Genomic DNA, 13,936 nt, shown 5'->3' with positions numbered 1-13,936 from the left:
CGACGTGGTCGCGATCCTGAAACCGAAGCCGCCGGAGTTCCGGCGCATGCAGCCGGACGATCTGGACCAGGTCGCCGCGATCGAGGCGGCCGCCTACGAGTTTCCGTGGAGCCGCGCGATCTTCCACGACTGCCTGCGCGCCGGCTACGAATGCTGCGTGCTGGTACGTGAGGGCGCGATCGTCGGCTATGGCGTGCTCTCGAGCGGCGCCAACGAAGCGCACATCCTGAATATCTGCGTCGCCCCACTCGAGCAGGGCAACGGCCACGGCCGGCGCCTCGTCAAGCGCCTGCTCGACTTCGCGCGCTGGCACCGTTGCGAGCGCGTGTTCCTCGAAGTGCGCCCGTCGAACCCGCACGCGATCGCGCTGTACGAGTCCATGGGCTTCAACGAATTCGGCCGGCGCCCGAACTACTACCCGGCGAAAAAGGGGCGCGAGGACGCGCTGGTGATGGCGATGGAGCTGCTCGAACCGGAAGGTTAGGGAACCCCGGGGCTGCTTTCCCGCGTTTCTGGCGTGCGGGTCCGCGACGCCTCAGCGGCCGCACGCGTCTTCCATGCCGCGGTCCATTGCGCGATCTCGGCGCCGCCGACCGGCGCCTCGCGCATCACTTCGTCGACGAACGTGACGAAGTCGCGCGGAAAGCGCTCACGGATATGCAGCCACAGCGAGCGAAAACCCGGCGCGCCGCATTGCGACCGGAGATGGCCGAGGATCGAGGCGTACTGGCCCTCGCCGAGCATGCCGTCGCGGTGCTGGAAGTAGCTGTCCTCGAAATGCAGGAACAGCGGATACATGCTCCACAAATAGCGGTGGCATTCGACCGCGCTCAGGCTCGGATCACCGGCGTGGCCACGCAGGATCAGCGCTGCGGTATCGGGCTGCGCGATGTATTGCAGCCAGTCGCCGACCTGCTGCGAACGGCCGCGATCCATCTTCGAGCGCTGGTTCAGCGCGCCCTGGCGGATCTGCCGGTTCAGGTACACCAACGAGACCAGCACGGCGACGCTGCTGATCAGGCTGCCGATGTTGACGAGCGTGGCGAGCGTCATCGCAGATCTCCGGTCGGTGAGCGCAGCGGTCGATGTGACTCTACATCTCGCCGAGCTTGTCGAGCTGCTCGCGCAGCGCCGCCAGCAGCGCGGTGAAATCGGCCAGGCGCTGTTTTTCCTGCTCGACGATCGCAGGCGGCGCGCTGGCGACGAAGCTTTCCTTGCCGAGCTTCGCGTTGCACTTGGCTATTTCGCCTTCGACGCGCTTGATCTCCTTCTCGAGACGCTGCTTCTCGGCGCCGACATCGATCAGGCCGGCCAGCGGGATCAGCAGTTTCAGCTCGCCGACGATCGCGGCCGCGGCCGGCGGCTCGGCTTCGCCCGTATCGAGCCAGCGTTGCGACTCGGTGCGCGCGAGGAAGCCGATCTGTGCTGCGAACTTCACGGTGCGTGCGCGGTCGCCGGCGTTGCCGCCCGCGTACAACAGGGGGATCGCCTTGCCGGGCGCGATGTTCATCTCGCTGCGGATGCGGCGGACCTGGCTCAGCACCGCCTTCAGCCATTCGATTTCGGCGCTCGCCGCCTCGTCGGGCGTGAAGTCGTTCGCACGCGGATAGGCGCGCGTCGAGATGCTGCCTGTCGCGATGCCGAGCTTCGGCGCGACTTCATGAAAGATTTCTTCGGTGACAAACGGCGTGATCGGGTGCAGCGCGCGCAGCACGGCTTCGAGCACGACCAGCAGGGTGTGCCGTGTCGAGTCGGCGGCAGTCCTGTCATCACCGTTCAATGCGGGTTTCGAGAGTTCAAGGAACCAGTCGCAGTATTCGTTCCAGACGAACTCGTAGAGCGCCTGGGCGACGAGGTCGAAGCGATAGGTCGTGAAATGCGCCTCGACCTCGGTGAGCGTGTGATGCAGGCGCGTGAGAATCCAGCGCTCGGCTTCGGTCTCCGGCGCTTTGCCGAATCCCGAGTCCCGAGTCCCGAGTCCCGGATCCGCGCAATTCATCAGCACAAACCGTGCCGCATTCCACAGCTTGTTGCAGAAATTCCGGTAGCCGTCCGCGCGCTTCAGGTCGAAGTTGATCGTGCGCCCGTAGGTCGCAAGCGCTGCGAACGTGAAGCGCAGCGCGTCGGCGCCGACCGCGGTGATGCCGTCGGGGTACTCCTTGCGGATGCGCTTCTCGACCTTCTCGCGCGCCTGCGGGATCAGCAGCGACGCGGTCGACTTCTTCACCAGCGATTCGAGGTCGATGCCGTCAATCAGGTCGAGCGGGTCGAGCGTGTTGCCCTTCGACTTCGACATCTTCTGGCCTTCCGCATCGCGCACGATCGCGTTGATGAAGACCTCGCGGAACGGAACCTTGCCGGTGAAGTACTGCGTCGCCATGACCATGCGCGCGACCCAGAAGAAGATGATGTCGAAGCCGGTGACCAGCACGTTGCTCGGAACGAAGGCCTGGAATTGCTCCCATTCGGCCGCGCGCTCGGACGTCTCGCCGGGCCAGCCGAGCGTCGAGAACGGCCACAGCGCGGACGAGAACCAGGTGTCGAGCACATCCTCATCCTGCTTGAGCGCTCCGACGGGCATGGTCGTCGCATGCGCGCGTGCGTCGGCCTCGTCCTCGCCGACGAAGATGTTGCCGGCCTCGTCGTACCACGCAGGAATCTGGTGACCCCACCAGAGCTGGCGGCTGACGCACCAGTCCTGGATGTTCTCCAGCCACTGGTTGTAGGTCGTCGACCAGTTTTCCGGCACGAACTTGATCGCGCCATCGCGAACCGCGGCCAGCGCGGGCTCGGTGATCGCCTTGCGGCCGCCGGGGCGGCCATCCGCCCGTGTCTCGGTGGTGAGGTCGAGGAACCATTGGTCAGTCAGCATCGGCTCGATCACCGCGTCCGTGCGCTGGCTGATCGGCACCTGCAGCTTGTGCTTCTTCGTCTCGACCAGCAGACCCTGCGCTTCGAGATCAGCGAGCACAGCCTTGCGCGCGGCGAAGCGGTCGAGGCCGCGGTATTTCTCGGGTGCGTTGTCGTTGATCTTCGCATCGAGGGTCAGGATCACACGCGGTTCGAGCTTGTGCCGCGCGCCGATCTGCCAGTCGTTGAAGTCGTGTGCCGGCGTGATCTTGACCGCACCGGTGCCGAACTCGCGGTCGACATAGTCGTCGGCGATGACCGGAATCTCGCGCCCGGTCAGCGGCAAGGTCAGCGTCTTGCCGATCAGCGATCGATAGCGTTCGTCGTCCGGATGCACCGCGACCGCGACGTCGCCGAGCATCGTCTCGGGGCGCGTGGTCGCGACGATCAGGCCTTCGCCGCCATCGGAGGCCGGGTAGCGGATCGACCACAGCGAGCCGTCCTTCTCCTCGTTGTTGACTTCCAGGTCCGACACCGCGGTCATCAGCACCGGGTCCCAGTGCACGAGGCGCTTGCCGCGGTAGATCAGGCCGTCGCGATACCAGGTCACGAACACGCGGCGCACCGCGGCGGATAGGCCTTCATCCATCGTGAAGCGCTCGCGCGACCAGTCGACCGATGCGCCGAGCCGGCGCATCTGGTTCGTGATCGTCGAGCCGGATTGCTCCTTCCAGTCCCAGACCCGTTCGATGAACGCGTCTCTGCCGAGATCATGGCGAGACTGGCCCAGTGCGGCGAGCTGATTCTCGACGATCTTCTGCGTCGCGATGCCGGCATGGTCGGTGCCGCCCTGCCACAGCGTGCGGAACCCACGCATGCGGTGATAGCGCGTCAGCGCATCCATGATCGTCTGCTGGAACGCGTGGCCCATGTGCAGCGTGCCGGTCACGTTCGGTGGCGGCAGCAGGATGCAGTACGGCTCGCCGCTGGCGGCGGGCGCGAACAGGCCCTTGGCCTCCCATTCGGCATACCACTTCGATTCGATCGGGGCGGGTTCGTAACTTTTTTCCATGACGTTGGCTGCCTGCGCCCGCGCGAGCGCAGGACTTGGTTCAAAAGGGAATACTGCGATTGTAAGCGCGCGCGCCGGGTCTCGTGGGCGCGACCGCCTGTAGGAGCGGCTTCAGCCGCGATGCTCTGACGCGGCGTCCGAAAAGCATCGCGGCTGAAACCGCTCCTACATATCGTGTTTGGCGACTTCGAAACCAGCCTGCTTGTAGGTCTTCCAGCGCTCGCGCGAGCCGAGTCGCTCGGCCTCGTCGGCCGGCACGACCTCGAGCACGCGCTCGAACAGGCCCGGCGCGCACGCGTCGCGCAGGTTGATCACCAGCGCGCGATCCGGCGTCTGCGCCTCGGGCGGTGCGATCAGCACCGCACAGACCGCGTCGTCCTCGTCGCCGGCGATCTGGTGCGGGATGAACGCGTTGTCGTCGAACTCCCAGAGCTTCTCGTCGAGCGCCTCGGCCTGATCCCGCGAGCGGGCGAGGATCAGCGTCGGCGTCTCGCTCGCAAATGCCTTCTTCGCGAGTTCGCAGACCAGCAGCAGCGGATCGTCGCGAAAGCGCGGCTTGTCGATCAGGTAGAAGTCGGCGCGCGGCATGGGGCTAGGGCGTCGCCGGGGTGCCCGACATCGAGCTCATCAGCAACGCGCCCATCGCCGAGGCGAACATGCAGGCGAAGACCAGGCCGAAGAAGCCGGCGATCGCGGGCAGGCGGTGATTGGCCGGACGCGTCTTGTACAGGTAGTACGGTACGAACACCGCGGCAAGCAGCACGATGCCGACGTTGAGCCAGGTCGGGCGCCGGATGTCGAGTTCGGCCGCGTCCAACTGCAGCCAGCGGAAGCCGAGGATCAGCAGCGCGAGGTTGCCGCCGAACGTGAATGCGAGGCGACCAGGGCTGTCGGTCAGCGGCAGCGCGAGCGCGGCATCGACGATGCCGAGCACGACCGACGCGCCGACCAGGGCGATCAGCGTGGTCTGCTTCTGCCTGCGCGTGTCCGGGGCCGGTGAATTCACGCGCTGCGGTCGATCAGGTACTGCGCGAGCAGCGGCACCGGCCGGCCGGTCGCGAGGCCCTTGCGGCCTTCCTCCCACGCGGTGCCGGCGATGTCGAGGTGCGCCCAGCGGCGGCCGTTGGTGAAGCGTGCGAGGAAGCAGCCGGCGGTGATCGCGCCGGCGTACTTGCCGCCGATGTTGGCGACGTCGGCAAAGCCGGATTCGAGCTGGCTCTGGTATTCGTCCCAGAGCGGCAGGCGCCAGGCGCGGTCGTGGGTCACGTTGCCGGCGTTGAGCAGCTGGTCGGCGAGTTCGTCATCGCGGGTCATCAGGCCGGAGGCGTGCTTGCCGAGCGCGACAACGCAGGCGCCGGTCAGCGTCGCTGCGTCGATGATGACTTCCGGATCGAACTTCTGCGCGTAGGTCAGCGCGTCGCAGAGGATCAGACGGCCCTCGGCGTCGGTATTCAGCACCTCGATCGTGAGGCCGGACATGCTGGTCAGGATGTCGCTCGGGCGATACGCGTTGCCGTCCGGCATGTTCTCGACCGCCGGCACGATGCAGACCAGGTTCAGCGGCAGCTTCAGTTCGACCGCGGCGAGGAACGCGCCGAGCACGCCGGCTGCGCCGCACATGTCGAACTTCATTTCCTCCATGCCGGGGCCGGGCTTGATCGAGATGCCGCCGGTGTCGAAGGTGATGCCCTTGCCGACCAGCGCATACGGCCTGGTTTTCTCGTCCTTGCCTTGCCAGCGCAGCACGATCAGCTTGGGCGGATTCGCCGAGCCTTGTGATACGCCGAGCAGCGAGCCCATGCCGAGCTTTTGCATGTCCTCGCGTTCGAGCACTTCGAGCGTGACACCTGCGTGCGCATCGGCGATCTGTTTCGCCTGCGCCGCGAGGAAGGCCGGGTTGCAGATGTTGGGCGGCAGGTTGCCGAGTTCTCGCGCGAAACGCACGCCGTTCGCGATCGCGGTCGCTTCGGTCAGTGCGCGCGCGACATTGGCGTCGTTCGCGGCAGCGGCGAACGCGATGCTTTCGAGCTGCGGCGTCTTCGGGGCGTCCTTCGCCTTGAACGTCGCCGTGTAACGATAGGCCTGGTTGTCCGCGGCCAGTGCGGCGCTGCGCAGTTTCCAGGCGCTGTCGCGGTCGGGGACATCGATTTCGGTCAGGTATGACACCGCGGCGTCGATCGGCAGCCCCTTGAGCGCGCGCGCGGCATCGCCGGCGACTCGATTGAACGCGGCCGCATCGACTTTCTTCTGTTCGCCGAGTCCGATCACGAGCACGCGTGGCGCGGCGATGCCGGCAAGACCGAACAACAGCGTGCTGGTGCCGGGCTTGCCGGTCGCATCGCCGCTCTCGACCAGGCGCTTGATCGCGCCGCCGGATTTCTCGTCGACGCGCGTGGCGGCGGCGCTCAGTGTGCGGTCCTCGAACAGGCCGACGACGATGCACGGCGTGGCCGCGCTTTCCGGTGCGTCGGTGGTGGTGGCGAACTTGAGAGTCATGAAGGGTTCCGACAAGTTTCTGGATGATCCGGGCGCGCCCGCGGTTACACTTGCCGGCTTGCAGGACGAAACAGCCCGGACCGGTCCGGGAAGGACGCCGTCGCCGCCGTCTCGCCCGAGGCGAACATGGCCCGCGATGCAACCAGTACGCGCATGAAGCCAGCCATTCTAAGACAAAGCCCCATCGCGTTGCGCGTGTTCGATGCCTTGCGTCCGCGCATCATCGACCGCTATCTGCTGCAGGAAGTCGCGACCAGCTTCATCGCGGCCACGGTGATCCTGTTGCTGGTGCTGGTCGGTGGTGCGGTCGCGGACCTGCTGAACAAGATCGCGCGCGGGCGCATCCCGGCCGACCTGCTGTTCACGCTGATCGGGTTGCGCACGGTCGGCACACTGACCATCCTGATGCCGCTGGCGACCCTGCTCGGCGTGCTGCTCGCCTACGGCCGCCTGTGGCGCGACAGCGAGATGGCGGTGCTGCAGTCGTCCGGGCTCGATCTCGGCGGCCTGGTGCGGCCGCTCATGCTGTTTGCAATGCCGACGATGCTGCTGGTCGGCGCGGTCTCGTTCTGGCTCGGCCCGGCTTCGGACCGGCTCGCGCAACAATTGATGCAGGAGGCCAGCCGCTCGCTGATCGTGGCAGGGCTGGAGCCGGGCAAGTTCGTCGACCTGCCGGGTCGCGATGGCGTGATCTATGTCGGCGAGATGTCCGGCGACGGCACGCAGTTCAAGCGCATGTTCATCGAGAGCGAACGCGCCGACAAGCAGGCCGGCAAGACCCGCATCGACGTGATCACCGCGACCCACGGCTTCCTCTACCACGATGCCGACGGCGCGGGCCGCTACATCGCGCTGCAGGACGGATTCCGTGTCGAGGGCAAGCTCGGTGAGGACGATTTCCGGCTGATGCGTTTCGCGCGCAACGACATCAAGCTGCCTGACAGCAAGAGCGACGACAACGAGACCTCGATCAAGCGCTCGGCGCCGACCGGCACGCTGCTGCGCGCACGCGACGATCGGGTGATGCGTGCCGAGCTGCACTGGCGGCTGGCCGCGCCGCTGTCGATCCTGGTGCTGACGCTGCTCGCGCTGCCGTTGTCGCGATCGAGTCCGCGTGAGCCGCGCTACGCACGACTGCTGGTCGCGCTGCTGATCTGGCTGATCTACTACAACGGCCTGTTGCTCGGACGCTCGTGGATCAGCCAGGGCAAGCTGGCGCCGGCTTTCGGCCTGTGGTGGGTCTACGTGCCGGCGATCGCGATCGCGGCCTGGCTGATCTGGAGCGGCCAGCGCCTGAAACGCCCGCGTGCAGCGACGAGGGCGACATGATGCGTTGGCCGATGTTCAAGCAAGTCGATCGGCTGGTCGCGATGGCGGTGCTGACTGCGGTCGGCATGACCTGGGTCACGCTCGTCGCGCTCGACGCATTCCGCATCTTCATCATCGAGATCAACGAAGTCGGCCAGGGCCAATACTCGCTGACCAAGGCCGCAGCCTATGTGCTGCTGACCGTGCCGCGGCGTTTCTACGAGATGTTCGGCTACTCCGCATTGATCGGCGGCCTGCTCGGCCTCGGCGGCCTCGCCAACAGCGGCGAACTGACCGCGCTGCGCGCGGCGGGCCTCTCGAAGCTGCGCATCTGCGCGTCGGTCGCGCTCGGTCTCGGTGTGCTGACCATCGCGGTCGCCCTGCTCGGCGAGACGCTCGGGCCGTTCGGCGAGCGCAAGGCGCAGGCGCTGTCGCTGGCGGCGAAATCGAAGGACGTCGCGCTGGCCAAGGGCGGTGCGCTGTGGGCGCGCGACGGCGAGACGGTGATCAGCGCCAAGCGCGGACATACGCGCGGTGGCGAGATCGACCTCGCCGGTGTGCGAGTGTTCGAGTTCGACGGCGAGGGCAGGCTGCTGTCGCTGTCGGTCGCCGACGGCGCGCTGCACACGCAGGGCGACTGGACCCTGCGCAACGTGCGCCGCACCGAGTTCAGTCCCGAAAGCGCGATGAGCACGCAGCACGCCGAGGCGCGCTGGAAGTCCGGCCTCGATCCGCACCTGCTCGCGGCGGGCATCATCCAGACCCAGTACATGCCACTGCGCGACCTCTCGCGCAACATCGACTATCTCGACCGCAATCGCCAGGACGCGTCGAGTTTCCGCAATGCGTACTGGGCGCGCATCTTCTATCCGTTCAACGTGCTCGTGCTGGTGTTCTGCGCGGTACCGTTCGCGTTCGGCGCGCTGCGCAGCGGGGGTCTGTCCAAACGCCTGTTCCTCGGCATCGTGCTGGCGCTCGGCTTCCAGCTGCTGCAGAACGCGATCGTCAATTTCGGCGTGATCAACGGCATCCATTCCGCGCTCGCGAACACGTTCCCGCCACTGATCCTGATCGCCGCCGCGTTCGCATACTTCCGTCGCAACGCGTAGGCCGGAACAGGCCGACCGGGACGATTTCCGCACCGCATCCGCGTGCCGAGCGGCTATAGTCCGCTGACAACAACAACGCCGGCGCTGACCGGAACCCGCGCATGCGCAGCCCCAACATCCGCTATTTCCCGGCCGTCGACCATCTGCGCGCGTATGCCGCGGTGTTGATCGTGTTCTACCACGGCCTGCATCTGTTCTCGTACGACACGCGTTTCCACCAGGATTTCGGTCCAGAACACTGGCTGCAGTCGGGCAACGTTCTCGTGGCCGCACTGGCCGAAGGGCATACCGCGGTCGCGCTGTTCATGGTGCTGAGCGGATTCATCCTGACCTATGGCTCGCTGGATAGCGGCGTCGACTACCGCCAGTTCATCCGCAACCGGCTGCTGCGCACCTATCCGCTGTTCCTGCTGTTGGTGTTCGCCGGCATCGCCGCGTCGCCGGAACATTTCGGCTGGCTGTCGTTCCTGCAGACCGTGTTCGGCATGGCGAACCTGCCGGGCGCGCTGGTCGCACCGCCGTTCACGAGCATGCTCTGGACGATCGCGGTCGAGTGGCAGTTCTACGTGCTGTTTCCATTGCTGATCGCGGTGCTGAAGGGCGGCTGGACCCGCCATCTGCTCGGCCTGGTCGCGGTGCTGCTCTTGTTCCGCAGTGTCGCGGTGCTGGCCGGCGGCAATCCGCGCGACCTGGCCTACACGACCATCCTCGGCCGGCTCGACCAGTTCCTTATCGGCATGTGGGCGGCCTGGTTCTTCAGTCGACATCCCTTGTCGCAGCAGCGTGGCGGGTTGCTGGCGCTGGCGGCGCTCGCGGCGATGGTCCTTGCGCTGTACGCGCTCAACGCCGCAGGTGGGTGGCCGACCGTGGCGTGGTGGAAGGTGTTCTGGCCGACCTTCGAGGGCGTGCTCTGGGCCGCATTCGTGGTCGGCTACGTCGATTTCGCGAATGCCGCCGGCGGGCTCTGGTCGCGCGTGGTGGCGCGGATCGGCGAGGTTTCGTATTCGATCTACCTGATCCACTTCATGGTGATCTACACGATGCTCAAGCTCGCGCTGCCGTTCGCGTTCAGCGGGCACTTCGTGGTCGATGCGCTGCTGAATACGGCGCTGATCGCGTTGCCTGCCACATTGCTGATTTCCGCGCTGACCTATCGTTTCGTCGAGTTGCCGTTCCTGCGCCTGCGCGGCCTCTACCACCGCGAACGGCCGGTGCCGGCGGCGGATGCGGTAGTGCCCTGAAATGTGCGGCGGTCGCGGTGAGCGGCCGGCTTGCGGGGTGTAAGATGCGGCGAAACCGTCAGGAACCCGCTCGCCGGCGGGTTGCAAGCGTTCCAGCACATGCGTAGGGGGAAGTGGCCATGAGCAGCGTCGATTTCACCTCGTACCTGAAGCTGATGACGCACAAGAAGGCGTCGGATCTGTTCATCACGGCCGGTGTCGCGCCGTCGATGAAGGTCAACGGGCGCATCGCGCCAATCACCCAGAACGCGCTGACGCCGCAGCAGTCGCGCGACATGGTGCTGAACGTGATGACGCCCTCGCAACGCGAGGAGTTCGAGAAGACGCACGAATGCCAGTTCGCGATCAGCGTGACCGGTGTCGGCCGTTTTCGCGTGTCGTGCTTCTACCAGCGCAACTGCGTCGGCATGGTGCTGCGCCGCATCGAGACGCGCATCCCGACGATCGATGAGTTGAATCTGCCGGCGATCGTGAAGTCGCTGGCGATGACCAAGCGCGGCATCATCATCTTCGTCGGCGCGACCGGCACCGGCAAATCGACCTCACTGGCCGCGTTGATCGGCTACCGCAACCTGAACTCGACCGGCCACATCATCACGATCGAGGACCCGATCGAGTACGTGCACAAGCACGAGGGCTGCATCGTCACCCAGCGCGAACTGGGCATCGACACCGACAGCTGGGAAAACGCGCTGAAGAACACGCTGCGCCAGGCGCCGGACGTGATCATGATCGGCGAGGTGCGCACGCGCGAGACGATGGAGCACGCGATCAACTTCTCCGAAACCGGTCACCTGTGCCTGTGCACGCTGCACGCGAACAACGCGAACCAGGCGATGGACCGCATCATCCATTTCTTCGCCGAGGACCGCCGCCAGCAGCTGTTCATGGATCTTTCGCTGAACCTCAAGGGCGTGGTCGCGCAGCAGCTGATCCCGACCCCGGACGGCAAGGCGCGCCGCGTCGCGATGGAAGTCATGCTCGGCACGCCGCTGGTCGCCGACTACATCCGCCAGGGCGAGATCCACAAGCTGAAAGATGTGATGAAGGAGTCGACCAACCTCGGCATGCGCACGTTCGACCAGAGCCTGTTCGAGCTGTACCAGGCCGGCGAGATCAGCTACGAGGATGCGCTGCGCCACGCCGACTCGGCGAACGAGGTGCGCCTGAAGATCAAGCTCGCGCAGGGCGGCGACGCGCACACGCTGAGCCAGGGACTGGATGGTGTCGAGCTCGTTGAAACCTGAAAACTGGGAGTAGGGAATAGGGAATGGGAAAAGCCAGGTGCGTCTGATCTTGTTGTGCGACAGTGATTCGGGAACCACTGCTTTTTCCGATTCCCCATTCCCGATTCCCTATTCCCTGTGACGAAGGAACTCGAACGCCTGCGCCGCGTCTGGCAGACGCTGGGGCGCGACGATCCGCTGTGGGCGGTGCTCTCGCAAGCGGACAAGCGTGGCGGCCGCTGGCAGCGCGAGGAGTTCCTCGCGACCGGCCGCGTCGAGATCGACGCGCAGCTCGCTGCCCTCGCGCCGGACGGATTGCCATGCCGGCACGATCTGGCGCTCGATTTCGGCTGCGGCGCCGGCCGCCTGTCCCGCGCGCTGGCAAAGCACTTCGAGCGTGTGATCGGCATCGATGTATCGCCCAGCATGCTCGCGACCGCGCGTGCGTTGAATGCGGACATCGGCAATATCGAATTCCGCGAAAACGCTTCGCCGCGCATCGAACAGATCGCCGATGCGAGCGTCGACTTCGTGTTTTCGCACATCGTGCTGCAGCATATTCCGGGCGCCCTCGCGGCCGGCTACGTCGAGGAATTCTTCCGCGTGCTCGCGCCGGGTGGCGTCGCGGCTTTCCAGTTTGTGGATGCCGCGGACGCGACATGGCGCGGCCGCGTGTTCGCGCTCGCCTCGAACCGCTGGCTGAATCCGCTGCGCCGCGTGCTGTGGCGCCGCCGCGACGTGTTCGAGATGCATGCGTTGCCGGAGACGGAGCTGCAGGCACGGCTCGTGCGCTATCCCTCGTTGCGTCTGCTCACGGCGTTCGACGACCAGGCGGCGGGACCGGGCTGGCGCGGGCGGCGCTGGATCGTCGTCAACGGCGACGAGGCGCCGCAGCGGGTCGAACGTGACGGCTACGTGCTGTATGCGTATGCGAGCGACGTCCACATGGGCGCACCGCTGCTCGCCGGACAGGCGCATGAACCGCAGGTCGAGCGCGCCCTGCGCGAGCACCTGCACGCGGGTGACGTCGTGCTCGACATCGGCGCGAACATCGGCATCCTGACGATGCTGGCGGCGTCGTGCGTTGGGGCGAACGGGCGCGTCATCGCAATCGAGCCGATTCCCCGAAATCGCGTGCTGATCGCGCGCTCCGCGCAGGCCAGCGGCTTCGCGCAGATCGAGATCGTCGCGGCCGCCGCATCGGACCGCGTTGGCGAGATCGAGCTGCGCACGCACCCGACCACATCGAACAGCGCGACGCCCGCGGCCGCTGGCGAGCGCCTGCGCGCTGCCGGAAGCGCGACGATCGCAGCGCCTGGCGTGGTCCTGGATGAAGCGTTGCCGAGCCTCGATCGTCTCGATCTCGTCAAGATCGACGTCCAGGGTATGGAACCGCGCGCGTTGCGTGGTCTCGAGCGCACGCTGTCACGGTTCCGGCCGGTCCTGCTCGGCGAGTTCCATCCGTGGGCGATCGAACGCGCCTCGGAAACCGCGCCGGTCGACTACCTGCGCTGGCTGCGGCGGTTCTATCCGGCGATCACGATCCTGCACCGCGACGGCACGCGTGAACGCTGCGTGGAACCCGAGGCGGTGATGGGTGCGTGGCGGCGTGCGAACGAAGCGGCCGGACTCGACGGCCGGCTGCACCTCGATCTTCTGCTCGCCGCCGACGCCTGAATCAGCGCTGCAGCAGTTCGGCCAGCACCGCCATGCGCACGAAGATGCCGTTGGCGACCTGGTCCAGGATAACCGACTGCGTTCCGTCGGCGACGTCGGGTGCGATCTCGATGCCGCGGTTGATCGGGCCGGGGTGCATCACGACGGCGTCCGGCCGCGCGCGGGCGAGCCGGGCGCGGGTCAGGCCGTAGCGGGCGAAGTATTCGGCTTCATCGAAGCCGGGCAGGTGCTCGATGCGCTCCTTCTGGATGCGCAGCATGATGACCACGTCGGCGGCGTCGAGCGCCGCGTCGAAATCCGAGGTGATGCGGCAGCCCGGAACGTCCTCCTGCGCAGGCAGCAACGCGGCCGGCCCGCACAGTCGGATCTCGGCGGCGTCGAGTGCGGCCAGGCCGTGGATGTCCGAGCGGGCAACGCGCGAATGCTTCACGTCGCCGCAGATCGCGACCTTGAGGCCATCGATGCGGCCCTTGCGGTCGCGGATCGTCAGCAGGTCGAGCAGCCCCTGGGTCGGATGCGCATGATTGCCGTCGCCGGCATTCAGGATCGCGGCCCTGCGTGCGTGCGCAGCGAGCCGCGCCGGCGTGCCGTTCTCCTTGTGGCGCACGACGAATGCGTCGCTGTCCATCGCCTCGAGGGTGGCCAGCGTGTCCTCCAGGCTCTCGCCCTTGCTCGTCGAGGAACTGCCGATGTCGAAGTTCACGACCAGCGCGCCGAGCCGGCGCGCGGCGAGCTCGAAGCTCGTGCGCGTGCGCGTCGAGGGTTCGAAGAACAGGTTCACCACGGTGCGTCCCGCCAGCAGCGGCGGCAGCGCCGAGCCGGCCCGGACCGTGGCACGCAGCGCGGCGGCGCGATCGAGCAGTGCGTCGATGTGCGCGCGGCCGAGGTTTTCCAGCGTCAGCAGGTGGCGCAGGCGGCCGTGTTCGTCGATCTGGATGGCGGACATGGGTTCCCGGA

12 protein-coding genes are annotated in these 13,936 nt (G+C 66.6%); 6 read left to right on the top strand and 6 right to left on the bottom strand.

From position 1 onward, the window contains the following. Window positions 1-4 precede the first annotated feature (4 nt). Window positions 5-484, top strand: a complete 480-nt coding sequence (gene rimI, locus ABD002_RS09555; RefSeq protein ID WP_343790072.1) for a ribosomal protein S18-alanine N-acetyltransferase — start codon at window positions 5-7, stop codon at window positions 482-484. On the opposite strand, the gene ABD002_RS09550 is transcribed toward rimI, so the two are convergent. From ABD002_RS09550 to ABD002_RS09530, 5 genes are all read right to left on the bottom strand, one after another. Next, the gene (locus tag ABD002_RS09550) at window positions 481-1,053 is read right to left on the bottom strand and encodes a hypothetical protein (protein WP_343790069.1); all 573 of its coding nucleotides are present in this window, start codon (window positions 1,051-1,053) and stop codon (window positions 481-483) included. The two genes, rimI and ABD002_RS09550, sit on opposite strands and share 4 nt — an antisense overlap. 40 nt (window positions 1,054-1,093) lie before the next feature. Further along, complete coding sequence (locus tag ABD002_RS09545; RefSeq protein ID WP_343790066.1) at window positions 1,094-3,922, bottom strand: valine--tRNA ligase; 2,829 nt, start codon at window positions 3,920-3,922, stop codon at window positions 1,094-1,096. A 165-nt stretch (window positions 3,923-4,087) separates the two neighbouring features. Continuing rightward, window positions 4,088-4,510, bottom strand: coding sequence for a DNA polymerase III subunit chi (locus ABD002_RS09540; RefSeq protein ID WP_343790063.1), 423 nt, complete (start codon window positions 4,508-4,510; stop codon window positions 4,088-4,090). Between the two features lie 4 nt (window positions 4,511-4,514). Then, window positions 4,515-4,928, bottom strand: a complete 414-nt coding sequence (locus tag ABD002_RS09535; protein WP_343790060.1) for a hypothetical protein — start codon at window positions 4,926-4,928, stop codon at window positions 4,515-4,517. After that, window positions 4,925-6,418, bottom strand: a complete 1,494-nt coding sequence (locus ABD002_RS09530) for a leucyl aminopeptidase (RefSeq protein WP_343790057.1) — start codon at window positions 6,416-6,418, stop codon at window positions 4,925-4,927. The genes ABD002_RS09535 and ABD002_RS09530 overlap by 4 nt, the downstream gene beginning before the upstream one ends. A 153-nt stretch (window positions 6,419-6,571) precedes the next feature. Between ABD002_RS09530 and lptF the strand changes: the two genes are divergently transcribed. The 5 genes from lptF to ABD002_RS09505 all read left to right on the top strand — a co-directional run bounded on the left by lptF (window position 6,572) and on the right by ABD002_RS09505 (window position 12,979). Beyond that, window positions 6,572-7,747: an LPS export ABC transporter permease LptF gene (lptF, locus tag ABD002_RS09525; protein ID WP_343790054.1), complete on the top strand. Its 1,176-nt coding sequence runs from the start codon at window positions 6,572-6,574 to the stop codon at window positions 7,745-7,747. After that, complete coding sequence (lptG, locus tag ABD002_RS09520; protein ID WP_343790052.1) at window positions 7,744-8,835, top strand: LPS export ABC transporter permease LptG; 1,092 nt, start codon at window positions 7,744-7,746, stop codon at window positions 8,833-8,835. The genes lptF and lptG overlap by 4 nt, the downstream gene beginning before the upstream one ends. Before the next feature lie 101 nt (window positions 8,836-8,936). Then, window positions 8,937-10,076: an acyltransferase family protein gene (locus tag ABD002_RS09515; protein WP_343790049.1), complete on the top strand. Its 1,140-nt coding sequence runs from the start codon at window positions 8,937-8,939 to the stop codon at window positions 10,074-10,076. A gap of 119 nt (window positions 10,077-10,195) precedes the next feature. Further along, complete coding sequence (locus tag ABD002_RS09510) at window positions 10,196-11,323, top strand: PilT/PilU family type 4a pilus ATPase (RefSeq protein WP_343790046.1); 1,128 nt, start codon at window positions 10,196-10,198, stop codon at window positions 11,321-11,323. A 117-nt stretch (window positions 11,324-11,440) separates the two neighbouring features. Further along, window positions 11,441-12,979, top strand: a complete 1,539-nt coding sequence (locus ABD002_RS09505) for a class I SAM-dependent methyltransferase (protein WP_343790044.1) — start codon at window positions 11,441-11,443, stop codon at window positions 12,977-12,979. A gap of 1 nt (window position 12,980) precedes the next feature. On the opposite strand, the gene ABD002_RS09500 is transcribed toward ABD002_RS09505, so the two are convergent. Beyond that, window positions 12,981-13,925 (bottom strand): aspartate carbamoyltransferase catalytic subunit, encoded by a 945-nt coding sequence (locus tag ABD002_RS09500; protein ID WP_343790041.1) that lies wholly within the window; start codon window positions 13,923-13,925, stop codon window positions 12,981-12,983. Window positions 13,926-13,936: the final 11 nt, after the last annotated feature.

This window comes from Dokdonella soli, from assembly GCF_039523175.1.
Taxonomy (GTDB): Bacteria; Pseudomonadota; Gammaproteobacteria; order Xanthomonadales; family Rhodanobacteraceae; genus Dokdonella_A; species Dokdonella_A soli.
Note: the sequence above shows the minus strand (reverse complement) of the source record. Positions and strands in the feature narration are given on the sequence as shown.

What these genes read in the sequence shown, in the direction of transcription:
- lptF (WP_343790054.1), top strand. Translation starts at nt 6,572, where the DNA reads ATGAAGCCAGCCATTCTAAGACAAAGCCCCATCGCGTTGCGCGTGTTC.
- ABD002_RS09510 (WP_343790046.1), top strand. Translation starts at nt 10,196, where the DNA reads ATGAGCAGCGTCGATTTCACCTCGTACCTGAAGCTGATGACGCACAAG.
- ABD002_RS09540 (WP_343790063.1), bottom strand. Translation starts at nt 4,510, where the DNA reads ATGCCGCGCGCCGACTTCTACCTGATCGACAAGCCGCGCTTTCGCGAC.
- ABD002_RS09550 (WP_343790069.1), bottom strand. Translation starts at nt 1,053, where the DNA reads ATGACGCTCGCCACGCTCGTCAACATCGGCAGCCTGATCAGCAGCGTC.
- ABD002_RS09515 (WP_343790049.1), top strand. Translation starts at nt 8,937, where the DNA reads ATGCGCAGCCCCAACATCCGCTATTTCCCGGCCGTCGACCATCTGCGC.
- ABD002_RS09530 (WP_343790057.1), bottom strand. Translation starts at nt 6,418, where the DNA reads ATGACTCTCAAGTTCGCCACCACCACCGACGCACCGGAAAGCGCGGCC.
- ABD002_RS09500 (WP_343790041.1), bottom strand. Translation starts at nt 13,925, where the DNA reads ATGTCCGCCATCCAGATCGACGAACACGGCCGCCTGCGCCACCTGCTG.
- lptG (WP_343790052.1), top strand. Translation starts at nt 7,744, where the DNA reads ATGATGCGTTGGCCGATGTTCAAGCAAGTCGATCGGCTGGTCGCGATG.
- ABD002_RS09545 (WP_343790066.1), bottom strand. Translation starts at nt 3,922, where the DNA reads ATGGAAAAAAGTTACGAACCCGCCCCGATCGAATCGAAGTGGTATGCC.